Annotated in this window: 6 protein-coding genes; 5 read left to right on the plus strand and 1 reads right to left on the minus strand. The window is 70.1% G+C overall.

All coding sequences use genetic code 11. The features are described 5' to 3' along the window. Positions 1–46 precede the first annotated feature (46 nt). From G3M57_RS09845 to G3M57_RS09855, 3 genes are all read left to right on the plus strand, one after another. On the plus strand, positions 47–21,916 hold the full coding sequence (locus tag G3M57_RS09845) for a non-ribosomal peptide synthase/polyketide synthase (RefSeq protein ID WP_163230222.1): 21,870 nt from the start codon (positions 47–49) through the stop codon (positions 21,914–21,916). Between the two features lie 514 nt (positions 21,917–22,430). Next, entirely contained in the window at positions 22,431–22,964 is a 534-nt protein-coding gene (locus G3M57_RS09850; protein WP_163230224.1) for a Ros/MucR family transcriptional regulator, read from the plus strand. 78 nt (positions 22,965–23,042) lie between these two features. Further along, entirely contained in the window at positions 23,043–23,240 is a 198-nt protein-coding gene (locus G3M57_RS09855; RefSeq protein ID WP_163230226.1) for a hypothetical protein, read from the plus strand. Between the two features lie 38 nt (positions 23,241–23,278). On the opposite strand, the gene G3M57_RS09860 is transcribed toward G3M57_RS09855, so the two are convergent. Continuing rightward, positions 23,279–23,956: a 4'-phosphopantetheinyl transferase family protein gene (locus G3M57_RS09860; RefSeq protein ID WP_163230228.1), complete on the minus strand. Its 678-nt coding sequence runs from the start codon at positions 23,954–23,956 to the stop codon at positions 23,279–23,281. A 114-nt stretch (positions 23,957–24,070) separates the two neighbouring features. On the opposite strand from G3M57_RS09860, the gene G3M57_RS09865 reads away from it, so the two are divergent. Both G3M57_RS09865 and G3M57_RS09870 read left to right on the plus strand, forming a co-directional pair. Next, positions 24,071–25,717 carry an MBL fold metallo-hydrolase gene (locus G3M57_RS09865; RefSeq protein ID WP_163230230.1) on the plus strand — a complete coding sequence of 549 codons (1,647 nt, stop codon included), beginning with the start codon at positions 24,071–24,073 and terminating at the stop codon, positions 25,715–25,717. After that, a complete protein-coding gene (locus tag G3M57_RS09870; protein ID WP_163230232.1) occupies positions 25,692–26,081 on the plus strand; it encodes a nuclear transport factor 2 family protein in 390 nt (129 codons plus the stop codon). The genes G3M57_RS09865 and G3M57_RS09870 overlap by 26 nt, the downstream gene beginning before the upstream one ends. The last annotated feature ends 17 nt before the right edge of the window (positions 26,082–26,098 follow it).

Below are 26,098 nucleotides of genomic sequence, written 5' to 3' on the forward strand. Positions count from 1 at the left end.
AGATCGACGATGGTGCGGGCCGCCGCGTGAGGCAGGGAGAAGGCTGATGGACGTCGAAACGCTGGTGGCGTCCCTGCGCGAAGCGGGAGCCGAGGTCTCCCTCGGGGAAAACGGCCTCATGCTGGCGGCGCCCAAGGGTTCGCTTTCGCCCGCGCTCGTGGCGGAGGTCCGGCGACGCAGGGCCGAGGTCCTGGAATTCATCCAGTCGTTGCCGGTCGGGACGGCCCCGCCGCTGACGCGCCAGGCGCGTCCGGAGCGTCTGCCGCTGTCGTTCGCCCAGGAGCGACTTTGGTTCCTCGAGCAGCTTGGGGTGGGCACGTCCTACACCATGCCCAACTTCCTGCGGCTGGAAGGCCCGCTGGACGTGGGGGCGCTGGAGGCCAGCCTTGGGGCGCTGGTGGCGCGCCACGAGCCGTTGCGCACGCGCTTTGCGGTGCGGGACGGCGAGCCGGTGCAGGTGATCGACCCGCCTGGGCCGTTCGAGCTGACGGTCAGGGACCTTGGCGGGCTGGAGGCGGACGCGCGCGAGGCCAAGGCCCAGGCGCTGCAGCAGGCCGAGATCGAGCGGCCGTTCGACCTGGAGCGGGGACCGCTGTTCCGGGCCGAGCTGCTGCGGCTTGGTCCGCAGGACCACGTGCTGCTGATGAGCATGCACCACATCCTGTCGGACGGCTGGTCGCTGCTGGGGATCATCCCGCGCGAGCTTGGGGCGCTGTACGAGGCGTTCCTGGAGGGTCGGCCCTCGCCGCTGGCGCCGCTGGAGGTGCAGTACGCCGACTATGCGCTGTGGCAGCGTCAGTGGCTGCGCGACGAGGCGCTGGAGCGTCAGCTGGCCTATTGGCGCGAGCGCCTGGCGGGGGCTCCGCCGGTGCTGGAGCTGCCCACCGACCGGCCGCGGCCGCCGGTGGAGAGCTTCCGGGGGGCGGCCTTGCCGTTCACCCTGCCCGGGACGCTGTCGGAGGGGGTGCGGGAGCTGGCGCGGCGTGAGGGGGTGACCCCGTTCATGGTGTTCCTGGCCGCCTTCCAGGTGCTGGTCAGCCGCTGGAGCGGCCAGACGGACGTGGTGGTGGGCTCGGCGATCGCCGGTCGCGACCGGCGCGAGCTGGAGCCGCTGGTGGGGTTCTTCGTCAACACCCTGGCCCTGCGCACGGACCTGTCGGGCGATCCCAGCTTCCGCACGCTGCTGGGCCGGGTCAAGGAGACCACCCTGGGGGCCTACGCCCACCAGGACCTGCCGTTCGAGAAGCTGGTGGCCGAGCTGGCCCCCGAACGGGATCTGGGACGTCATCCGATCTTCCAGACGATGGTGACGTTCAACAACGTCCCGCACGAGGATCTGGAGCTTCGCGATCTCAGCTGGAACCAGGTGGGCGGGCGGATCACGACGGCCAAGTTCGATCTGGAGCTGCACCTGTTCGAGGGGCTGGGGATCGACGGCTTCTTCGAGTACGCCACCGACCTCTACGAGGCCTCGACGATCGAGCGGCTGCTGGAGGGGCTGACCTGCCTGCTGGAGGGGGCGCTGGGCGATCCGGACCAGGCGCTGTCGGCCCTGCCGGTGCTGGGGAGCGAGCAGGCCCGGCGCCTGGCGGTGGAGTGGAACGCCACGGCGTCGGACTATCCGCGCGATCGGCCTGTCCATGCGCTGTTCTCCGAGCAGGCGGGGCGCGCGCCCCAGGCCACGGCCCTGGCGCTGGGCGAGGCGACGATGAGCTACGGGGAGCTGGAGGCGCGGTCCAACCAGCTGGCCTGGCACCTGAAGGCCCGGGGCGTGGGTCCCGAGGTGGTGGTGGGGCTGTGCCTGGAGCGCTCGTTCGAGATGGTGGTGGGGCTGCTGGCCATCCTCAAGGCCGGCGGGGCCTACCTGCCGCTGGATCCCGACTATCCGGCCGAGCGGCTGGCGTTCATGCTGGCGGACGCCGGGGCGGCCCTGACCCTGAGCGCGGGCCCGCTATGGTCGGGGCTGGGGCTGGAAGGCCCGGCGGTGCTGCTGGACGAGGAGGCCCAGGCGATCGCGGGGCGGTCCGACCAGGCCCCGCCGCCGGCCGCGGGCCCGCTCAACCTGGCCTATGTGATCTACACCTCCGGCTCGACCGGATCGCCCAAGGGCGTGGGGACCGTCCACCGCAACATCGCCCGGCTGGTGCGGTCGGTGGAGTATGCGCGCTTCGACGCCGACACGGTGATGCTCCTTATGGCGCCGCTGACCTTCGATGCGGCCACCTTCGAGCTGTGGGGCGCGTTGGCCAATGGCGGGCGCCTGGTGCTCTATCCCGACAAGGTGATCGACATCGCCCGGATCGGCCAGACGATCGACCAGGGCGGCGTCAACAGCGCTTGGCTGACGGCGGGGCTGTTCCAGCAGGTCGCCGACGAAGGGATCGAGCATCTGTCGGGGCTGCGCCAGTTGGTGGCGGGTGGGGACGTGTTGTCCCCGGTCCATGTGCGCAGGCTGCGGGAACTGGCGCCGGGCTGCGCCCTGATCAACGGCTATGGCCCCACCGAAGGCACCACCTTCACCACGACTCATGCGGTGGCCTCCGTGACCACGGCGACGGTTCCGATCGGTCGTCCGATCGCCAACACGCAGGTTTACGTGCTGGACGGGGAGCTTGGCCTGGCGCCGATCGGGGTTGCGGGCGAGCTCTACATCGCCGGCGATGGGCTGGCGCGGGGTTATCTGGGGCGGCCTGGCCTGACGGCCGAGCGGTTCGTGGCCAACCCGTATGGCCCGGCCGGCTCGCGGCTCTACCGGACCGGCGACCTGGTGCGCTGGCGCCAGGGCGGTGAGCTGGAGTTCCTGGGGCGGCTGGACCACCAGGTCAAGGTGCGGGGCCACCGCATCGAGCTTGGCGAGGTGGAGGCGGTGCTGCTGGAGCAGCCCGGGGTGGCCCAGGCCGTGGCCGTGGTGCGCGAGGACGCGCCGGGGGACAAGCGGCTGGTGGCCTATGTGGTGGCCGAGGCCCAGGGGCTGAAGGCGGCCCACGCCCAGGCCTACGAGGAGGCGCGCGAGGAGAACGTCGAGCAGTGGGAGACGCTGTTCGACGACGCCTACGGGGCCAGCGAGACGGCGGCCGCGCCCAGCTTCCGGGGCTGGAACAGCAGCTATACCGGGGCGGCGATCCCGTTGGAGCAGATGCGCGAGTGGCGCGACCAGACCCTGGAGCGGATCCAGGACCTGGAGCCTGGGGCGATCCTGGAGATCGGCTGCGGGGTGGGGCTTTTGCTGGAGCACCTGGCGGCGGGCCGGGACTATACGGGCACGGACATCTCGGCCGCGGCCCTGGGCGGGCTGCAGCGGTGGCTGGACGAGCAGCCGGCGCTGTCGCACGTGCGGCTGCTGCGGCGCGAGGCCACCCAGTTCGAGGGCTGGGAGGCGGGGGCGTTCGACACGGTCGTGCTCAACTCGATCATCCAGTACTTCCCTGACGGGGAGTACCTGCTGTCGGTGCTGTCCCAGGCGCTGGATCTGGTGGGGCCGCAAGGCCAGGTGTTCGTGGGCGACGTTCGCCAGCTGGACCTGATCAAGGCGTTCCACGCCTCGGTGCAGCTGGACAAGGCCCCGGCGGGGCTGAGCGTTGGGCGGCTCAAGGCGCGGGTGGCGCGGGCCATGGCCCAGGACAAGGAGCTGCTGGTGGCTCCGGGCTTCTTCGAGGCCGCGCGCGAGCAGCTGGGGGTGGGCCAGGTGCGGGCCCTGCTCAAGCGGGGGCGGTACGTCAACGAGCTGACGGGCTATCGCTACGACGTGATCCTCAGCCGCCAGGAGCAGGCGCGCTACGCGGCCGTGGAGCTGGAAGGCGACGATCAGGCGCTGGAGCGGCTGGACGAGCAGCTGGCGCAGCATCGTCCGGCGCGGGTGCGGGTGCGCGGGGTGGCCAACCATCGCCTGGCCCAGGACGCGGCGGCCGCGCGGCTGATGGAGACGATGGAGGAGAACGCCAGCGTGGCGCAGCTGCGCGAGGCGCTCAAGGCCCATCCGGCCCGAGGCCAGGACCCCGAGGCGTTCTGGGCGCTGGCCCAGGCGCGCGGTTACCAGGCGCAGATCAGCTGGAGCGGCGGCGGGGAGGGGCGGTTCGACGTGGAGCTGGTCGACCCGGGCCAGGTCCAGACGCCGCTGGACCTTCCGGCCGAGCCGGCCGGGGCGTGGAGCGAGCATGTCAACGACCCGCTGCTGGGCCAGCTGACCCAGCAGCTGGGGGCGCGGCTGCGCGAGGCGCTCAAGGCCAAGGTCCCCGACTACATGACCCCCTCGGCGATCCTGGCCCTGGACCAGCTGCCGCTGACGGCCAACGGCAAGGTCGACCGCCAGGCGCTGCCCGCGCCCGAGGAGCGGCCCGAGCTGATCGGCGACTATGTCGTTCCCAGCACGCCCCTGGAGGAGGCGCTGGCGGCGATCTGGGCCGAGACCCTTCGGCTGGACCGGGTGGGGGCGCAGGACAACTTCTTCGACCTGGGCGGCCACTCGCTGCTGGCCACCCAGGTGGTCTCGCGGGTGCGCGAGGCCCTGCAGGTGGAGCTGCCGGTGCGCGCCTTCTTCGAGGCCCCCACCGTGCGCCAGCTGGCCCAGAGGGTGGAGGTCGCCCAGAAGGAGCAGGAGGGCCTGAGCCGTCCGCCGCTGACGCGCCAGGCGCGTCCGGAGCGTCTGCCGCTGTCGTTCGCCCAGGAGCGACTTTGGTTCCTCGAGCAGCTTGGGGTGGGCACGTCCTACACCATGCCCAACTTCCTGCGGCTGGAAGGCCCGCTGGACGTGGGGGCGCTGGAGGCCAGCCTTGGGGCGCTGGTGGCGCGCCACGAGCCGTTGCGCACGCGCTTTGCGGTGCGGGACGGCGAGCCGGTGCAGGTGATCGACCCGCCTGGGCCGTTCGAGCTGACGGTCAGGGACCTTGGCGGGCTGGAGGCGGACGCGCGCGAGGCCAAGGCCCAGGCGCTGCAGCAGGCCGAGATCGAGCGGCCGTTCGACCTGGAGCGGGGACCGCTGTTCCGGGCCGAGCTGCTGCGGCTTGGTCCGCAGGACCACGTGCTGCTGATGAGCATGCACCACATCCTGTCGGACGGCTGGTCGCTGCTGGGGATCATCCCGCGCGAGCTTGGGGCGCTGTACGAGGCGTTCCTGGAGGGTCGGCCCTCGCCGCTGGCGCCGCTGGAGGTGCAGTACGCCGACTATGCGCTGTGGCAGCGTCAGTGGCTGCGCGACGAGGCGCTGGAGCGTCAGCTGGCCTATTGGCGCGAGCGCCTGGCGGGGGCTCCGCCGGTGCTGGAGCTGCCCACCGACCGGCCGCGGCCGCCGGTGGAGAGCTTCCGGGGGGCGGCCTTGCCGTTCACCCTGCCCGGGACGCTGTCGGAGGGGGTGCGGGAGCTGGCGCGGCGTGAGGGGGTGACCCCGTTCATGGTGTTCCTGGCCGCCTTCCAGGTGCTGGTCAGCCGCTGGAGCGGCCAGACGGACGTGGTGGTGGGCTCGGCGATCGCCGGTCGCGACCGGCGCGAGCTGGAGCCGCTGGTGGGGTTCTTCGTCAACACCCTGGCCCTGCGCACGGACCTGTCGGGCGATCCCAGCTTCCGCACGCTGCTGGGCCGGGTCAAGGAGACCACCCTGGGGGCCTACGCCCACCAGGACCTGCCGTTCGAGAAGCTGGTGGCCGAGCTGGCCCCCGAACGGGATCTGGGACGCCACCCGATCGTGCAGGTGATGATCGGCATGCACAACGTGCCGCAGGATCAGCTGGAGCTGGCGGGCCTGACCCTCAAGCCGGCCGGCGGGCGGATCACGACGGCCAAGTTCGATCTGGAGCTGCACCTGTTCGAGGGGCTGGGGATCGACGGCTTCTTCGAGTACGCCACCGACCTCTACGAGGCCTCGACGATCGAGCGGCTGCTGGAGGGGCTGACCTGCCTGCTGGAGGGGGCGCTGGGCGATCCGGACCAGGCGCTGTCGGCCCTGCCGGTGCTGGGGAGCGAGCAGGCCCGGCGCCTGGCGGTGGAGTGGAACGCCACGGCGTCGGACTATCCGCGCGATCGGCCTGTCCATGCGCTGTTCTCCGAGCAGGCGGGGCGCGCGCCCCAGGCCACGGCCCTGGCGCTGGGCGAGGCGACGATGAGCTACGGGGAGCTGGAGGCGCGGTCCAACCAGCTGGCCTGGCACCTGAAGGCCCGGGGCGTGGGTCCCGAGGTGGTGGTGGGGCTGTGCCTGGAGCGCTCGTTCGAGATGGTGGTGGGGCTGCTGGCCATCCTCAAGGCCGGCGGGGCCTACCTGCCGCTGGATCCCGACTATCCGGCCGAGCGGCTGGCGTTCATGCTGGCGGACGCCGGGGCGGCCCTGACCCTGAGCGCGGGCCCGCTATGGTCGGGGCTGGGGCTGGAAGGCCCGGCGGTGCTGCTGGACGAGGAGGCCCAGGCGATCGCGGGGCGGTCCGACCAGGCCCCGCCGCCGGCCGCGGGCCCGCTCAACCTGGCCTATGTGATCTACACCTCCGGCTCGACCGGATCGCCCAAGGGCGTGGGCGTCGCCCATGGCGGATTGAGCAATTTGATCGCCGCCCAGCTCAAGCTCTTCCGTTTGGACGACGCGCGACGGGTGATCCAGTGTTCGCGGCCGAACTTCGACGCGTTCATGTGGGAATGCGGCATGACGCTCTGCTCAGGGGCGGCGTTACACCTGCTCGCGCCGCAGTCGGCGGGCGTGGACTTGGCTGACGCCTTGATCGCCGGGCAGGTGACGACCATGACCGTCTTGCCGTCGGTCCTGAGCCTGCTTCGGCCGGAGGATTTCCCGCATCTGGAGACAGTGATCGTCGCTGGCGAGATCTGTCCGCCCTCGCTGGCGGAGCGTTGGAGTGGTCAGGTCGAGTTCGTCAACGCCTATGGTCCGACCGAAGACACGGTTTGCGCCACCTGCGGCGTAGTCGGCCCGCTGGCGGGCCAGCGGATTCCGATCGGTCGTCCGATCGCCAACACGCAGGTTTACGTGCTGGACGGGGAGCTTGGCCTGGCGCCGATTGGGGTTGCGGGCGAGCTCTACATCGCCGGCGATGGGCTGGCGCGGGGTTATCTGGGGCGGCCTGGCCTGACGGCCGAGCGGTTCGTGGCCAACCCGTATGGCCCGGCCGGCTCGCGGCTCTACCGGACCGGCGACCTGGTGCGCTGGCGCCAGGGCGGTGAGCTGGAGTTCCTGGGGCGGCTGGACCACCAGGTCAAGGTGCGGGGCCACCGCATCGAGCTTGGCGAGGTGGAGGCGGTGCTGCTGGAGCAGCCCGGGGTGGCCCAGGCCGTGGCCGTGGTGCGCGAGGACGCGCCGGGGGACAAGCGGCTGGTGGCCTATGTGGTGGCCGAGGCCCAGGGGCTGAAGGCGGCCCACGCCCAGGCCTACGAGGAGGCGCGCGAGGAGAACGTCGAGCAGTGGGAGACGCTGTTCGACGACGCCTACGGGGCCAGCGAGACGGCGGCCGCGCCCAGCTTCCGGGGCTGGAACAGCAGCTATACCGGGGCGGCGATCCCGTTGGAGCAGATGCGCGAGTGGCGCGACCAGACCCTGGAGCGGATCCAGGACCTGGAGCCTGGGGCGATCCTGGAGATCGGCTGCGGGGTGGGGCTTTTGCTGGAGCACCTGGCGGCGGGCCGGGACTATACGGGCACGGACATCTCGGCCGCGGCCCTGGGCGGGCTGCAGCGGTGGCTGGACGAGCAGCCGGCGCTGTCGCACGTGCGGCTGCTGCGGCGCGAGGCCACCCAGTTCGAGGGCTGGGAGGCGGGGGCGTTCGACACGGTCGTGCTCAACTCGATCATCCAGTACTTCCCTGACGGGGAGTACCTGCTGTCGGTGCTGTCCCAGGCGCTGGATCTGGTGGGGCCGCAAGGCCAGGTGTTCGTGGGCGACGTTCGCCAGCTGGACCTGATCAAGGCGTTCCACGCCTCGGTGCAGCTGGACAAGGCCCCGGCGGGGCTGAGCGTTGGGCGGCTCAAGGCGCGGGTGGCGCGGGCCATGGCCCAGGACAAGGAGCTGCTGGTGGCTCCGGGCTTCTTCGAGGCCGCGCGCGAGCAGCTGGGGGTGGGCCAGGTGCGGGCCCTGCTCAAGCGGGGGCGGTACGTCAACGAGCTGACGGGCTATCGCTACGACGTGATCCTCAGCCGCCAGGAGCAGGCGCGCTACGCGGCCGTGGAGCTGGAAGGCGACGATCAGGCGCTGGAGCGGCTGGACGAGCAGCTGGCGCAGCATCGTCCGGCGCGGGTGCGGGTGCGCGGGGTGGCCAACCATCGCCTGGCCCAGGACGCGGCGGCCGCGCGGCTGATGGAGACGATGGAGGAGAACGCCAGCGTGGCGCAGCTGCGCGAGGCGCTCAAGGCCCATCCGGCCCGAGGCCAGGACCCCGAGGCGTTCTGGGCGCTGGCCCAGGCGCGCGGTTACCAGGCGCAGATCAGCTGGAGCGGCGGCGGGGAGGGGCGGTTCGACGTGGAGCTGGTCGACCCGGGCCAGGTCCAGACGCCGCTGGACCTTCCGGCCGAGCCGGCCGGGGCGTGGAGCGAGCATGTCAACGACCCGCTGCTGGGCCAGCTGACCCAGCAGCTGGGGGCGCGGCTGCGCGAGGCGCTCAAGGCCAAGGTCCCCGACTACATGACCCCCTCGGCGATCCTGGCCCTGGACCAGCTGCCGCTGACGGCCAACGGCAAGGTCGACCGCCAGGCGCTGCCCGCGCCCGAGGAGCGGCCCGAGCTGATCGGCGACTATGTCGTTCCCAGCACGCCCCTGGAGGAGGCGCTGGCGGCGATCTGGGCCGAGACCCTTCGGCTGGACCGGGTGGGGGCGCAGGACAACTTCTTCGACCTGGGCGGCCACTCGCTGCTGGCCACCCAGGTGGTCTCGCGGGTGCGCGAGGCCCTGCAGGTGGAGCTGCCGGTGCGCGCCTTCTTCGAGGCCCCCACCGTGCGCCAGCTGGCCCAGAGGGTGGAGGTCGCCCAGAAGGAGCAGGAGGGCCTGAGCCGTCCGCCGCTGACGCGCCAGGCGCGTCCGGAGCGTCTGCCGCTGTCGTTCGCCCAGGAGCGACTTTGGTTCCTCGAGCAGCTTGGGGTGGGCACGTCCTACACCATGCCCAACTTCCTGCGGCTGGAAGGCCCGCTGGACGTGGGGGCGCTGGAGGCCAGCCTTGGGGCGCTGGTGGCGCGCCACGAGCCGTTGCGCACGCGCTTTGCGGTGCGGGACGGCGAGCCGGTGCAGGTGATCGACCCGCCTGGGCCGTTCGAGCTGACGGTCAGGGACCTTGGCGGGCTGGAGGCGGACGCGCGCGAGGCCAAGGCCCAGGCGCTGCAGCAGGCCGAGATCGAGCGGCCGTTCGACCTGGAGCGGGGACCGCTGTTCCGGGCCGAGCTGCTGCGGCTTGGTCCGCAGGACCACGTGCTGCTGATGAGCATGCACCACATCCTGTCGGACGGCTGGTCGCTGCTGGGGATCATCCCGCGCGAGCTTGGGGCGCTGTACGAGGCGTTCCTGGAGGGTCGGCCCTCGCCGCTGGCGCCGCTGGAGGTGCAGTACGCCGACTATGCGCTGTGGCAGCGTCAGTGGCTGCGCGACGAGGCGCTGGAGCGTCAGCTGGCCTATTGGCGCGAGCGCCTGGCGGGGGCTCCGCCGGTGCTGGAGCTGCCCACCGACCGGCCGCGGCCGCCGGTGGAGAGCTTCCGGGGGGCGGCCTTGCCGTTCACCCTGCCCGGGACGCTGTCGGAGGGGGTGCGGGAGCTGGCGCGGCGTGAGGGGGTGACCCCGTTCATGGTGTTCCTGGCCGCCTTCCAGGTGCTGGTCAGCCGCTGGAGCGGCCAGACGGACGTGGTGGTGGGCTCGGCGATCGCCGGTCGCGACCGGCGCGAGCTGGAGCCGCTGGTGGGGTTCTTCGTCAACACCCTGGCCCTGCGCACGGACCTGTCGGGCGATCCCAGCTTCCGCACGCTGCTGGGCCGGGTCAAGGAGACCACCCTGGGGGCCTACGCCCACCAGGACCTGCCGTTCGAGAAGCTGGTGGCCGAGCTGGCCCCCGAACGGGATCTGGGACGTCATCCGATCTTCCAGACGATGGTGACGTTCAACAACGTCCCGCACGAGGATCTGGAGCTTCGCGATCTCAGCTGGAACCAGGTGGGCGGGCGGATCACGACGGCCAAGTTCGATCTGGAGCTGCACCTGTTCGAGGGGCTGGGGATCGACGGCTTCTTCGAGTACGCCACCGACCTCTACGAGGCCTCGACGATCGAGCGGCTGCTGGAGGGGCTGACCTGCCTGCTGGAGGGGGCGCTGGGCGATCCGGACCAGGCGCTGTCGGCCCTGCCGGTGCTGGGGAGCGAGCAGGCCCGGCGCCTGGCGGTGGAGTGGAACGCCACGGCGTCGGACTATCCGCGCGATCGGCCCGTCCATGCGCTGTTCTCCGAGCAGGCGGGGCGCGCGCCCCAGGCCACGGCCCTGGCGCTGGGCGAGGCGACGATGAGCTACGGGGAGCTGGAGGCGCGGTCCAACCAGCTGGCCTGGCACCTGAAGGCCCGGGGCGTGGGTCCCGAGGTGGTGGTGGGGCTGTGCCTGGAGCGCTCGTTCGAGATGGTGGTGGGGCTGCTGGCCATCCTCAAGGCCGGCGGGGCCTACCTGCCGCTGGATCCCGACTATCCGGCCGAGCGGCTGGCGTTCATGCTGGCGGACGCCGGGGCGGCCCTGACCCTGAGCGCGGGCCCGCTATGGTCGGGGCTGGGGCTGGAAGGCCCGGCGGTGCTGCTGGACGAGGAGGCCCAGGCGATCGCGGCGCGGCCCGACCAGGCCCCGCCGCCGGCCGCGGGCCCGCTCAACCTGGCCTATGTGATCTACACCTCCGGCTCGACCGGATCGCCCAAGGGCGTGGGGATGACCCACGGGGCGATCGTCAACCTGCTCACCGCCCCGGCCATGGCCTATCCCGCCTCGGTGGGGCCGGTTCTGCAACTGACCCCGCTGCACTTCGACGTCTCGGTGCAGGAGATCTTCCTGGCCCTGACCCGCGGGGCGCGCCTGGTGCTGGTCGACGCGGCCATCCGCCAGGATCCCGAACGGCTGGTGGAGTGCCTGGACCGCTGGGGGGTGCGTCACCTGTTCTGCCCGCAGGTCCTGCTTGAGCAACTGGCCCTGGCCTGGCGGCGCTCGCGTCCCGACCTGGCGCTGAGCGAGGTCTACCAGGCCGGCGAGGCGCTGGTGGCCAACGCCGCCATCCTGGAGATGATCGCCGCCAGCCAGGCGCGGCTGATCAACCATTATGGACCCGCCGAAAGCCACGTGGTGTCGGCCTTCGTGCTGCCGTCGGACGGGGTCGAGCGCCATGCGCCGATCGGCCGTCCGATCGCCAACGTCCAGCTCTATGTGCTGGACGGGGAGCTTGGCCTGGCGCCGATTGGGGTTGCGGGCGAGCTCTACATCGCCGGCGATGGGCTGGCGCGGGGTTATCTGGGGCGGCCTGGCCTGACGGCCGAGCGGTTCGTGGCCAACCCGTACGGCCCGGCCGGCTCGCGGCTCTACCGGACCGGCGACCTGGTGCGCTGGCGCCAGGGCGGTGAGCTGGAGTTCCTGGGGCGGCTGGACCACCAGGTCAAGGTGCGGGGCCACCGCATCGAGCTTGGCGAGGTGGAGGCGGTGCTGCTGGAGCAGCCCGGGGTGGCCCAGGCCGTGGCCGTGGTGCGCGAGGACGCGCCGGGGGACAGGCGGCTGACAGCCTATGTGGTGGGCCGCGACCTGGACGCGGGCGACCTGCGCGCCCGGGTCCGGGCCCGCAGTCCCGGCTACATGGTGCCCTCGGCGATCGTGGTGCTGGACCAGCTGCCGCTGACGGCCAGCGGCAAGGTCGACCGCCAGGCGCTGCCCGCGCCCGAGGAGCGGCCCGAGCTGATCGGCGACTATGTCGTTCCCAGCACGCCCCTGGAGGAGGCGCTGGCGGCGATCTGGGCCGAGACCCTTCGGCTGGACCGGGTGGGGGCGCAGGACAACTTCTTCGACCTGGGCGGCCACTCGCTGCTGGCCACCCAGGTGGTCTCGCGGGTGCGCGAGGCCCTGCAGGTGGAGCTGCCGGTGCGCGCCTTCTTCGAGGCCCCCACCGTGCGCCAGCTGGCCCAGAGGGTGGAGGTCGCCCAGAAGGAGCAGGAGGGCCTGAGCCGTCCGCCGCTGACGCGCCAGGCGCGTCCGGAGCGTCTGCCGCTGTCGTTCGCCCAGGAGCGACTTTGGTTCCTCGAGCAGCTTGGGGTGGGCACGTCCTACACCATGCCCAACTTCCTGCGGCTGGAAGGCCCGCTGGACGTGGGGGCGCTGGAGGCCAGCCTTGGGGCGCTGGTGGCGCGCCACGAGCCGTTGCGCACGCGCTTTGCGGTGCGGGACGGCGAGCCGGTGCAGGTGATCGACCCGCCTGGGCCGTTCGAGCTGACGGTCAGGGACCTTGGCGGGCTGGAGGCGGACGCGCGCGAGGCCAAGGCCCAGGCGCTGCAGCAGGCCGAGATCGAGCGGCCGTTCGACCTGGAGCGGGGACCGCTGTTCCGGGCCGAGCTGCTGCGGCTTGGTCCGCAGGACCACGTGCTGCTGATGAGCATGCACCACATCCTGTCGGACGGCTGGTCGCTGCTGGGGATCATCCCGCGCGAGCTTGGGGCGCTGTACGAGGCGTTCCTGGAGGGTCGGCCCTCGCCGCTGGCGCCGCTGGAGGTGCAGTACGCCGACTATGCGCTGTGGCAGCGTCAGTGGCTGCGCGACGAGGCGCTGGAGCGTCAGCTGGCCTATTGGCGCGAGCGCCTGGCGGGGGCTCCGCCGGTGCTGGAGCTGCCCACCGACCGGCCGCGGCCGCCGGTGGAGAGCTTCCGGGGGGCGGCCTTGCCGTTCACCCTGCCCGGGACGCTGTCGGAGGGGGTGCGGGAGCTGGCGCGGCGTGAGGGGGTGACCCCGTTCATGGTGTTCCTGGCCGCCTTCCAGGTGCTGGTCAGCCGCTGGAGCGGCCAGACGGACGTGGTGGTGGGCTCGGCGATCGCCGGTCGCGACCGGCGCGAGCTGGAGCCGCTGGTGGGGTTCTTCGTCAACACCCTGGCCCTGCGCACGGACCTGTCGGGCGATCCCAGCTTCCGCACGCTGCTGGGCCGGGTCAAGGAGACCACCCTGGGGGCCTACGCCCACCAGGACCTGCCGTTCGAGAAGCTGGTGGCCGAGCTGGCCCCCGAGCGGGATCTGGGACGTCATCCCCTGGTCCAGGTGGTCGTAGCCCTGCACAATGTCCCCCACGCGCCCTTATCCTTGCCCAATCTCCAATTGAGGCAGTGCGGCGGTGAGCACGACACCGCCAAGTTCGATCTGGAGCTGCACCTGTTCGAGGGGCTGGGGATCGACGGCTTCTTCGAGTACGCCACCGACCTCTACGAGGCCTCGACGATCGAGCGGCTGCTGGAGGGGCTGACCTGCCTGCTGGAGGGGGCGCTGGGCGATCCGGACCAGGCGCTGTCGGCCCTGCCGGTGCTGGGGGGCGAGCAGGCCCGGCGCCTGGCGGTGGAGTGGAACGCCACGGCGTCGGACTATCCGCGCGATCGGCCCGTCCATGCGCTGTTCTCCGAGCAGGCGGGGCGCGCGCCCCAGGCCACGGCCCTGGCGCTGGGCGAGGCGACGATGAGCTACGGGGAGCTGGAGGCGCGGTCCAACCAGCTGGCCTGGCACCTGAAGGCCCGGGGCGTGGGTCCCGAGGTGGTGGTGGGGCTGTGCCTGGAGCGCTCGTTCGAGATGGTGGTGGGGCTGCTGGCCATCCTCAAGGCCGGCGGGGCCTACCTGCCGCTGGATCCCGACTATCCGGCCGAGCGGCTGGCGTTCATGCTGGCGGACGCCGGGGCGGCCCTGACCCTGAGCGCGGGCCCGCTATGGTCGGGGCTGGGGCTGGAAGGCCCGGCGGTGCTGCTGGACGAGGAGGCCCAGGCGATCGCGGGGCGGCCCGACCAGGCCCCGCCGCCGGCCGCGGGCCCGCTCAACCTGGCCTATGTGATCTACACCTCCGGCTCGACCGGATCGCCCAAGGGCGTGGGGACCGTCCACCGCAACATCGCCCGGCTGGTGCGGTCGGTGGAGTATGCGCGCTTCGACGCCGACACGGTGATGCTCCTTATGGCGCCGCTGACCTTCGATGCGGCCACCTTCGAGCTGTGGGGCGCGTTGGCCAATGGCGGGCGCCTGGTGCTCTATCCCGACAAGGTGATCGACATCGCCCGGATCGGCCAGACGATCGACCAGGGCGGCGTCAACAGCGCTTGGCTGACGGCGGGGCTGTTCCAGCAGGTCGCCGACGAAGGGATCGAGCATCTGTCGGGGCTGCGCCAGTTGGTGGCGGGTGGGGACGTGTTGTCCCCGGTCCATGTGCGCAGGCTGCGGGAACTGGCGCCGGGCTGCGCCCTGATCAACGGCTATGGCCCCACCGAAGGCACCACCTTCACCACGACTCATGCGGTGGCCTCCGTGACCACGGCGACGGTTCCGATCGGTCGTCCGATCGCCAACACGCAGGTTTACGTGCTGGACGGGGAGCTTGGCCTGGCGCCGATTGGGGTTGCGGGCGAGCTCTACATCGCCGGCGATGGGCTGGCGCGGGGTTATCTGGGGCGGCCTGGCCTGACGGCCGAGCGGTTCGTGGCCAACCCGTATGGCCCGGCCGGCTCGCGGCTCTACCGGACCGGCGACCTGGTGCGCTGGCGCCAGGGCGGTGAGCTGGAGTTCCTGGGGCGGCTGGACCACCAGGTCAAGGTGCGGGGCCACCGCATCGAGCTTGGCGAGGTGGAGGCGGTGCTGCTGGAGCAGCCCGGGGTGGCCCAGGCCGTGGCCGTGGTGCGCGAGGACGCGCCGGGGGACAAGCGGCTGGTGGCCTATGTGGTGGCCGAGGCCCAGGGGCTGAAGGCGGCCCACGCCCAGGCCTACGAGGAGGCGCGCGAGGAGAACGTCGAGCAGTGGGAGACGCTGTTCGACGACGCCTACGGGGCCAGCGAGACGGCGGCCGCGCCCAGCTTCCGGGGCTGGAACAGCAGCTATACCGGGGCGGCGATCCCGTTGGAGCAGATGCGCGAGTGGCGCGACCAGACCCTGGAGCGGATCCAGGACCTGGAGCCTGGGGCGATCCTGGAGATCGGCTGCGGGGTGGGGCTTTTGCTGGAGCACCTGGCGGCGGGCCGGGACTATACGGGCACGGACATCTCGGCCGCGGCCCTGGGCGGGCTGCAGCGGTGGCTGGACGAGCAGCCGGCGCTGTCGCACGTGCGGCTGCTGCGGCGCGAGGCCACCCAGTTCGAGGGCTGGGAGGCGGGGGCGTTCGACACGGTCGTGCTCAACTCGATCATCCAGTACTTCCCTGACGGGGAGTACCTGCTGTCGGTGCTGTCCCAGGCGCTGGATCTGGTGGGGCCGCAAGGCCAGGTGTTCGTGGGCGACGTTCGCCAGCTGGACCTGATCAAGGCGTTCCACGCCTCGGTGCAGCTGGACAAGGCCCCGGCGGGGCTGAGCGTTGGGCGGCTCAAGGCGCGGGTGGCGCGGGCCATGGCCCAGGACAAGGAGCTGCTGGTGGCTCCGGGCTTCTTCGAGGCCGCGCGCGAGCAGCTGGGGGTGGGCCAGGTGCGGGCCCTGCTCAAGCGGGGGCGGTACGTCAACGAGCTGACGGGCTATCGCTACGACGTGATCCTCAGCCGCCAGGAGCAGGCGCGCTACGCGGCCGTGGAGCTGGAAGGCGACGATCAGGCGCTGGAGCGGCTGGACGAGCAGCTGGCGCAGCATCGTCCGGCGCGGGTGCGGGTGCGCGGGGTGGCCAACCATCGCCTGGCCCAGGACGCGGCGGCCGCGCGGCTGATGGAGACGATGGAGGAGAACGCCAGCGTGGCGCAGCTGCGCGAGGCGCTCAAGGCCCATCCGGCCCGAGGCCAGGACCCCGAGGCGTTCTGGGCGCTGGCCCAGGCGCGCGGTTACCAGGCGCAGATCAGCTGGAGCGGCGGCGGGGAGGGGCGGTTCGACGTGGAGCTGGTCGACCCGGGCCAGGTCCAGACGCCGCTGGACCTTCCGGCCGAGCCGGCCGGGGCGTGGAGCGAGCATGTCAACGACCCGCTGCTGGGCCAGCTGACCCAGCAGCTGGGGGCGCGGCTGCGCGAGGCGCTCAAGGCCAAGGTCCCCGACTACATGACCCCCTCGGCGATCCTGGCCCTGGACCAGCTGCCGCTGACGGCCAACGGCAAGGTCGACCGCCAGGCGCTGCCCGCGCCCGAGGAGCGGCCCGAGCTGATCGGCGACTATGTCGTTCCCAGCACGCCCCTGGAGGAGGCGCTGGCGGCGATCTGGGCCGAGACCCTTCGGCTGGACCGGGTGGGGGCGCAGGACAACTTCTTCGACCTGGGCGGCCACTCGCTGCTGGCCACCCAGGTGGTCTCGCGGGTGCGCGAGGCCCTGCAGGTGGAGCTGCCGGTGCGCGCCTTCTTCGAGGCCCCCACCGTGCGCCAGCTGGCCCAGAGGGTGGAGGTCGCCCAGAAGGAGCAGGAGGGCCTGAGCCGTCCGCCGCTGACGCGCCAGGCGCGTCCGGAGCGTCTGCCGCTGTCGTTCGCCCAGGAGCGACTTTGGTTCCTCGAGCAGCTTGGGGTGGGCACGTCCTACACCATGCCCAACTTCCTGCGGCTGGAAGGCCCGCTGGACGTGGGGGCGCTGGAGGCCAGCCTTGGGGCGCTGGTGGCGCGCCACGAGCCGTTGCGCACGCGCTTTGCGGTGCGGGACGGCGAGCCGGTGCAGGTGATCGACCCGCCTGGGCCGTTCGAGCTGACGGTCAGGGACCTTGGCGGGCTGGAGGCGGACGCGCGCGAGGCCAAGGCCCAGGCGCTGCAGCAGGCCGAGATCGAGCGGCCGTTCGACCTGGAGCGGGGACCGCTGTTCCGGGCCGAGCTGCTGCGGCTTGGTCCGCAGGACCACGTGCTGCTGATGAGCATGCACCACATCCTGTCGGACGGCTGGTCGCTGCTGGGGATCATCCCGCGCGAGCTTGGGGCGCTGTACGAGGCGTTCCTGGAGGGTCGGCCCTCGCCGCTGGCGCCGCTGGAGGTGCAGTACGCCGACTATGCGCTGTGGCAGCGTCAGTGGCTGCGCGACGAGGCGCTGGAGCGTCAGCTGGCCTATTGGCGCGAGCGCCTGGCGGGGGCTCCGCCGGTGCTGGAGCTGCCCACCGACCGGCCGCGGCCGCCGGTGGAGAGCTTCCGGGGGGCGGCCTTGCCGTTCACCCTGCCCGGGACGCTGTCGGAGGGGGTGCGGGAGCTGGCGCGGCGTGAGGGGGTGACCCCGTTCATGGTGTTCCTGGCCGCCTTCCAGGTGCTGGTCAGCCGCTGGAGCGGCCAGACGGACGTGGTGGTGGGCTCGGCGATCGCCGGTCGCGACCGGCGCGAGCTGGAGCCGCTGGTGGGGTTCTTCGTCAACACCCTGGCCCTGCGCACGGACCTGTCGGGCGATCCCAGCTTCCGCACGCTGCTGGGCCGGGTCAAGGAGACCACCCTGGGGGCCTACGCCCACCAGGACCTGCCGTTCGAGAAGCTGGTGGCCGAGCTGGCCCCCGAACGGGATCTGGGACGTCATCCGATCTTCCAGACGATGGTGACGTTCAACAACGTCCCGCACGAGGATCTGGAGCTTCGCGATCTCAGCTGGAACCAGGTGGGCGGGCGGATCACGACGGCCAAGTTCGATCTGGAGCTGCACCTGTTCGAGGGGCTGGGGATCGACGGCTTCTTCGAGTACGCCACCGACCTCTACGAGGCCTCGACGATCGAGCGGCTGCTGGAGGGGCTGACCTGCCTGCTGGAGGGGGCGCTGGGCGATCCGGACCAGGCGCTGTCGGCCCTGCCGGTGCTGGGGAGCGAGCAGGCCCGGCGCCTGGCGGTGGAGTGGAACGCCACGGCGTCGGACTATCCGCGCGATCGGCCCGTCCATGCGCTGTTCTCCGAGCAGGCGGGGCGCGCGCCCCAGGCCACGGCCCTGGCGCTGGGCGAGGCGACGATGAGCTACGGGGAGCTGGAGGCGCGGTCCAACCAGCTGGCCTGGCACCTGAAGGCCCGGGGCGTGGGTCCCGAGGTGGTGGTGGGGCTGTGCCTGGAGCGCTCGTTCGAGATGGTGGTGGGGCTGCTGGCCATCCTCAAGGCCGGCGGGGCCTACCTGCCGCTGGATCCCGACTATCCGGCCGAGCGGCTGGCGTTCATGCTGGCGGACGCCGGGGCGGCCCTGACCCTGAGCGCGGGCCCGCTATGGTCGGGGCTGGGGCTGGAAGGCCCGGCGGTGCTGCTGGACGAGGAGGCCCAGGCGATCGCGGCGCGGCCCGACCAGGCCCCGCCGCCGGCCGCGGGTCCGCTCAACCTGGCCTATGTGATCTACACCTCCGGCTCGACCGGATCGCCCAAGGGCGTGGGGATGACCCACGGGGCGATCGTCAACCTGCTCACCGCCCCGGCCATGGCCTATCCCGCCTCGGTGGGGCCGGTTCTGCAACTGACCCCGCTGCACTTCGACGTCTCGGTGCAGGAGATCTTCCTGGCCCTGACCCGCGGGGCGCGCCTGGTGCTGGTCGACGCGGCCATCCGCCAGGATCCCGAACGGCTGGTGGAGTGCCTGGACCGCTGGGGGGTGCGTCACCTGTTCTGCCCGCAGGTCCTGCTTGAGCAACTGGCCCTGGCCTGGCGGCGCTCGCGTCCCGACCTGGCGCTGAGCGAGGTCTACCAGGCCGGCGAGGCGCTGGTGGCCAACGCCGCCATCCTGGAGATGATCGCCGCCAGCCAGGCGCGGCTGATCAACCATTATGGACCCGCCGAAAGCCACGTGGTGTCGGCCTTCGTGCTGCCGTCGGACGGGGTCGAGCGCCATGCGCCGATCGGCCGTCCGATCGCCAACGTCCAGCTCTATGTGCTGGACGGGGAGCTTGGCCTGGCGCCGATTGGGGTTGCGGGCGAGCTCTACATCGCCGGCGATGGGCTGGCGCGGGGTTATCTGGGGCGGCCTGGCCTGACGGCCGAGCGGTTCGTGGCCAACCCGTACGGCCCGGCCGGCTCGCGGCTCTACCGGACCGGCGACCTGGTGCGCTGGCGCCAGGGCGGTGAGCTGGAGTTCCTGGGGCGGCTGGACCACCAGGTCAAGGTGCGGGGCCACCGCATCGAGCTTGGCGAGGTGGAGGCGGTGCTGCTGGAGCAGCCCGGGGTGGCCCAGGCCGTGGCCGTGGTGCGCGAGGACGCGCCGGGGGACAGGCGGCTGACAGCCTATGTGGTGGGCCGCGACCTGGACGCGGGCGACCTGCGCGCCCGGGTCCGGGCCCGCAGTCCCGGCTACATGGTGCCCTCGGCGATCGTGGTGCTGGACCAGCTGCCGCTGACGGCCAGCGGCAAGGTCGACCGCCAGGCGCTGCCCGCGCCCGAGGAGCGGCCCGAGCTGATCGGCGACTATGTCGTTCCCAGCACGCCCCTGGAGGAGGCGCTGGCGGCGATCTGGGCCGAGACCCTTCGGCTGGACCGGGTGGGGGCGCAGGACAACTTCTTCGACCTGGGCGGCCACTCGCTGCTGGCCACCCAGGTGGTCTCGCGGGTGCGCGAGGCCCTGCAGGTGGAGCTGCCGGTGCGCGCCTTCTTCGAGGCCCCCACCGTGCGCCAGCTGGCCCAGAGGGTGGAGGTCGCCCAGAAGGAGCAGGAGGGCCTGAGCCGTCCGCCGCTGACGCGCCAGGCGCGTCCGGAGCGTCTGCCGCTGTCGTTCGCCCAGGAGCGACTTTGGTTCCTCGAGCAGCTTGGGGTGGGCACGTCCTACACCATGCCCAACTTCCTGCGGCTGGAAGGCCCGCTGGACGTGGGGGCGCTGGAGGCCAGCCTTGGGGCGCTGGTGGCGCGCCACGAGCCGTTGCGCACGCGCTTTGCGGTGCGGGACGGCGAGCCGGTGCAGGTGATCGACCCGCCTGGGCCGTTCGAGCTGACGGTCAGGGACCTTGGCGGGCTGGAGGCGGACGCGCGCGAGGCCAAGGCCCAGGCGCTGCAGCAGGCCGAGATCGAGCGGCCGTTCGACCTGGAGCGGGGACCGCTGTTCCGGGCCGAGCTGCTGCGGCTTGGTCCGCAGGACCACGTGCTGCTGATGAGCATGCACCACATCCTGTCGGACGGCTGGTCGCTGCTGGGGATCATCCCGCGCGAGCTTGGGGCGCTGTACGAGGCGTTCCTGGAGGGTCGGCCCTCGCCGCTGGCGCCGCTGGAGGTGCAGTACGCCGACTATGCGCTGTGGCAGCGTCAGTGGCTGCGCGACGAGGCGCTGGAGCGTCAGCTGGCCTATTGGCGCGAGCGCCTGGCGGGGGCTCCGCCGGTGCTGGAGCTGCCCACCGACCGGCCGCGGCCGCCGGTGGAGAGCTTCCGGGGGGCGGCCTTGCCGTTCACCCTGCCCGGGACGCTGTCGGAAGGGGTGCGGGAGCTGGCGCGGCGTGAGGGGGTGACCCCGTTCATGGTGTTCCTGGCCGCCTTCCAGGTGCTGGTCAGCCGCTGGAGCGGCCAGACGGACGTGGTGGTGGGCGCTCAAAGCGCCGGTCGCGACGGGCGCGAGTTGGAGCCGCTGGTGGGGTTCTTCGTCAACACCCTGGCCCTGCGCACGGACCTGTCGGGCGATCCCAGCTTCCGCACGCTGCTGGGCCGGGTCAAGGAGACCACCCTGGGGGCCTACGCCCACCAGGACCTGCCGTTCGAGAAGCTGGTGGCCGAGCTGGCTCCCGAACGGGATCTGAGCCGCCATCCGATCTTCCAGGCGATGGTGACCCTGCACAATGTCCGTGAAGAGACCCTAGTCCTGAAGGGACTGGCGTGGCGGCGCACCGGTGGGGAGATTCTCACCGCCCGGTTCGATCTCAACCTCAACATCTTCGAGGGCGAGGGCTTTGCAGGCATCCTGCAGTACGCCACCGACCTCTACGAGTCCTCGACGATCGAGCGGCTGCTGGAGGGGCTGACCTGCCTGCTGGAGGGGGCGCTGGGCGATCCGGACCAGGCGCTGTCGGCCCTGCCGGTGCTGGGGGGCGAGCAGGCCCGGCGCCTGCAGGAATTGTCCCGAACGAGGCCCCGCCTGACCGGCGCGCGCGCGCCTTGCGCCGCGGAAGACTTTCAGATCGATCCGCCTGTCTATGTGCTGGACGGGGAGCTTGGCCTGGCGCCGATTGGGGTTGCGGGCGAGCTCTACATCGCCGGCGATGGGCTGGCGCGGGGTTATCTGGGGCGGCCTGGCCTGACGGCCGAGCGGTTCGTGGCCAACCCGTACGGCCCGGCCGGCTCGCGGCTTTACCGGACCGGCGACCTGGTGCGCTGGCGCCAGGGCGGTGAGCTGGAGTTCCTGGGGCGGCTGGACCACCAGGTCAAGGTGCGGGGCCACCGCATCGAGCTTGGCGAGGTGGAGGCGGTGCTGCTGGAGCAGCCCGGGGTGGCCCAGGCCGTGGCCGTGGTGCGCGAGGACGCGCCGGGGGACAGGCGGCTGACAGCCTATGTGGTGGGCCGCGACCTGGACGCGGGCGACCTGCGCGCCCGGGTCCGGGCCCGCAGTCCCGGCTACATGGTGCCCTCGGCGATCGTGGTGCTGGACCAGCTGCCGCTGACGGCCAGCGGCAAGGTCGACCGCCAGGCGCTGCCCGCGCCCGAGGAGCGGCCCGAGCTGATCGGCGACTATGTCGTTCCCAGCACGCCCCTGGAGGAGGCGCTGGCGGCGATCTGGGCCGAGACCCTTCGGCTGGACCGGGTGGGGGCGCAGGACAACTTCTTCGACCTGGGCGGCCACTCGCTGCTGGCCACCCAGGTGGTCTCGCGGGTGCGCGAGGCCCTGCAGGTGGAGCTGCCGGTGCGCGCCTTCTTCGAGGCCCCCACCGTGCGCCAGCTGGCGGAGCGAATCGCTGACGTCCCCAAGGTCTAACCCCTAGCCTAACCACCATAAAACCTATGCGTGCATCTGCACGCATGCGGCAATTTGCCGCATGCGTCGCCGGATCGCGCCTATCCGTTGCCCAGCAAGGAAAATGCAAACGAACGAGCGTTCTTGTCGCTCATCGTCCGTAATTCAGTGAAACTTTCCATTTCGACGGCATTTAGTCTCCTGTCATCCTTTGATTGCGGGATACGACAAAATGAATTTGGCGTCGAAAGTGAGCGTTGGCTCCCATTCAAGACTAGAATCGAGAATGGGTTACCAGCGCTGTCATCTCAAAATCCAACGCGGCGCTGACGCGCGCTGCTCACAGAGGCAGGGCAAATTCAGAAGCGGTCAATTTGACCGGAAGTCGCGATCTTAGCGAACCATAACGACAGTTCACGACCGGAGGCGATGAAACTGCAATCAAAACTTTAGGTAGGAGTAATCTAACACTAAGGCGTGTTTGACAAATGTGGGGGGGCTTTTAAACCGCCGTGCCTCGGAGGAGGGGCAACTAATGACTGCGCATTTCACTGTCGACGCTACGGCGAGAATGGCGACGGATATCGTCATCGCCTATCTGGGCCAGCGCGTCGTCGAGCCTGAGCAACTGCCTGATCTGCTAATCGCGGTGCGAACGGCATTGGCGGCCGATTTAGGCATCGCCAGTCCAGATTTGGATGTGGCGTCCGTCGCGCCCGCCGCGCCGCACCTAGCTCCGGCGCCGTCGGCCTCGCCGTCGGTCACGCCGAGAATGACTATCGAACAGTCGATCACCCCAGATCACTTGATCTCGTTCGAAGACGGCTTGCCCTATAAGTCGCTCAAGCGTCACCTGATGGCGCGCTACAACATGACGCCGGAACAGTATCGCGCCAAGTGGGGGCTGCCTGCCGACTATCCCATGGTGGCGCCAAACTACGCGGCCGAACGCTCGGCGGTGGCCAAGCGATCTGGGCTGGGCCGTAAATCGTTGGGGCTCGCGGCCGGCGGCGAAGTCTCGACCGCCAAAGTCGCTGCGGTGGCCTCTCGGCGAAAGTCTAAGGCCTAGGTAAAATGGCGGGACGATGAGTTAGACTTGTTTCCCGTCAGCCGCTCGGTTAGGCTGACAACAGCCTTGGAGGCGAGCATGAAGTCTGATGCCTGGCAACCTAAACCCCGCAAGGATCCTCTTGGCGTCGGGTTGCAGACCAAGCGGCGCGAAGCTGAAGCCGAAGCGAACACCATAAAACGCAAGCGTTTGCTTTTAATTTCGACGCTCTTGGGCTCGGCCGCGGCCGCCTCGACCCTGATGTTCATCGCGTTCGCGGTGATGGGCCCGCACTAAGCGCGCGCTAGACGATCATGTCGGCCGATGGTCGCCGCTCACCCGGGCAGCAGCGTTACGCCGACGATCATGTGCCCTGCCGCGACCATCCATCGGCCGACGAGGCGGGCCTCCCATTCACGCGCCCCGGCGATATGATCGCCGAATTGAAAGCCAAAGCAGCCGCTTTCGCCCGCGCGCTCGCTGACACGAACCTCAACGTCTTGGAAGTCGAGGTAGGCGTCGGCAACCGGGTTATAGCACTTATACAGGGCTTCCTTCGCGCAGAAGGCCAGCAAGGGTCCTGTGGGCGCGTCGTGTTCGAAGGCTGCGAGCTCGGCGGGCGTGCACACCAGTTCGGCCGACCCTTGCGGCATCGGCCTCATGATCTCCAAATCAAGCCCGATTGAGCTGGCGTGTTCGACCTGGGCCACGGCGGCCGCGCAAAGGTGGGCCGTGTGCGCGATGGCGCCGGTGAATCCGTCCGGCCAGATGGGGCGGCGTGTCTTGCCGACCGGAACCGCGATCGGAGCGAGGTTCCATCCTCCAAGCGCGCGGCGGGCGCAGGCCCGTCCCGCAGCGAACTCGCGCCATCTTTGCGGCGTGGCCCTTCCCACGGCGGCGGCCTCTTCAGGATAAAGCGCATATTGCGCCTCTCCGAGCTCACCCACCCCGACACGGACCGGCGCGGCGAAGAGTGACTCGACTTTTGAGGCAAGTGCGGAACCGGGCGGCATTCCGTCGTCTCCCACTTAGAGAAATCTAGGCAAAATCTATCTTGATCGCGTGCGGTCGATATTGCCTTATGGATTAGCCGACATTTGAGTGAGCAATCTATCTGCGAGGTTGACGTGCTGACAACCATCTCCCCGCGCCCGGGTGACGACGCGCGAACGCATACGGACGGTCCGTCCCTCGGGGAGGCGCTTCTCGTGTCCCCCGAGGTGAAGATCGAACCGCTGTCCTGGGGGTGGGGGACTTGGCCGCATCTGGTCAGTCCCGTGCAGCATGCGTTCAATCTGGCGTTCCGCCACGTCCCGCTCTTGAAATCCTTCATCCGCAATCCGTTGGCTCACGCCGCCGCGATCGAGGATCCCAAGATGTTTGGCGGCCCGTTCGTTCATTTGTCCAAAGCGCAGTTGGACGACGCCCGAGCGGTCCTCGCGAAGATCGAAGCGGAGGGCGCGCAACTGATCGCGTTTGCGGAAGAGTTTCGCGCCTTTGAGAAGCTGCTGCTTGGAGAATGCAAGGGCTTCAGCCTCGAGGGACTCTACGAGCGCCTGCCGATGACTTTAAAGGGAGTCGTGGAGTTGGCGTACGACACCGCAAACCATCCTCGCATCAGGACCCTGGATCGGCTGTTGTACCGGCGCTTCGAAGGGTTGGGCGAGGAGGTCTTGATCTCCAGGGTCCACGATCGCGACCGTCCGTTCTTCATGAACACGCCGCGCTTGGCCGGGGCCGGCGGCTTCGTGCGACGTCTGCCCTATTCGAGCGCGGGCTGGGAGGTTTTGGCCAATGCTCGCCTTCATCCCGTTCCGGCCATCGACATCGCCGGCGCCCTGGGGGTCGACGTGGCGGATCTGGTCCGATTTTCTCATCTTTTCACCGAGGAGCAGCCCGTCCGCGTCGAACCCGAATATGTCGGCTCCGACGTTCGGGTGCGCTACATGGGTCATGCCTGCGTCTTGATTCAGCACGCGGGGACCTCGGTCCTGCTGGATCCGCTGACGGCGTGGGACCGAGGGCAGGAGGGCGGGGAATTCACGTTCTTCGATCTGCCGGACCGGATCGACTACGTGGTCCTCTCGCACGCTCATCAGGATCATTTCTCCATTGAGATGCTGCTGCAGCTCAGGGGACGGATCGGAACCCTCGTCGTGCCACGCAACAACGCGGCCTCGAAGGCCGATCCGTCGATGCGGACGGCGCTGAACTATCTTGGTTTCGACGACGTCGTAGCCTTGGACGAGTTCGATCGCATCGCGATCCGCGGCGGAAGCATCACGAGCTTGCCGTTCCCGGGAGAGCACGGTGAACTCGATATCCTGAGCAAGCACACCGCCCTCGTTGAGCTGGGTGGGAAGAAGTTGCTGTTCCTGGTCGACTCCAATGCCGTGGATGCGGCGCTCTACGATCATCTGGCTGAAGCCGTCGGTCAGGTGGACGCGGTCTTCCTGGGGATGGAGTGCGCCGGGGCGCCGCTGTCGTGGCTGTACGGACCAGTGGTGGATGAGGCGTTCAGTCGCAAGGACGACGAGTCGCGTCGCCTTTCATCCTCCAACGCCGACCGCGCGTGGCGGATGCTTGAGCGCATCAAGCACGACAAGGTTTTCCTGTACGCGATGGGGTTCGAGCCTTGGCTTCGATTTGTCATGGGTCTTGAGTACGAGCCGGAAAGTGTTCAACTTTCAGAAGTAAATAGGCTCTCCGAGATCTTGAGAAATAATGGGAGAAATCTGAATATACTTAATGGATGTGCCCAATTCATGCTTTAGGGAGAACGTGATGTTGGGGTGTGAGAAATTCATTGCTGAATTCTTCCGGCAAATCGATTCCGCGAACTGGGATGATTTGAAAAATCTAGTCTCAGACGGCGTGGTTTATGAAAGGCCGGGCTATCGGCCCTTTGTCGGCGTTGATGAGTTCATGCGCTTCTATCGCGAAGAGCGAAATGTAAATTCCGGCCGCCATGTCATCGATAGGATTTTCGAACGTGGCAAGGATTGGGTTTGCATTGGAAGTTTTAGGGGAAAGTCCAAGGCGGGCGACGATCTGTCGGCGGAGTTCGTCGATATCTACACCATGTCGTCGGAGCTGATCTTGCGGCGAAAGACGTTCTTCTTTGCGCCCTTGATGTGAATGCCAAGCTGAAACTC

The organism is Caulobacter rhizosphaerae, from assembly GCF_010977555.1.
In the GTDB taxonomy this organism is placed as follows: Bacteria; Pseudomonadota; Alphaproteobacteria; order Caulobacterales; family Caulobacteraceae; genus Caulobacter; species Caulobacter rhizosphaerae.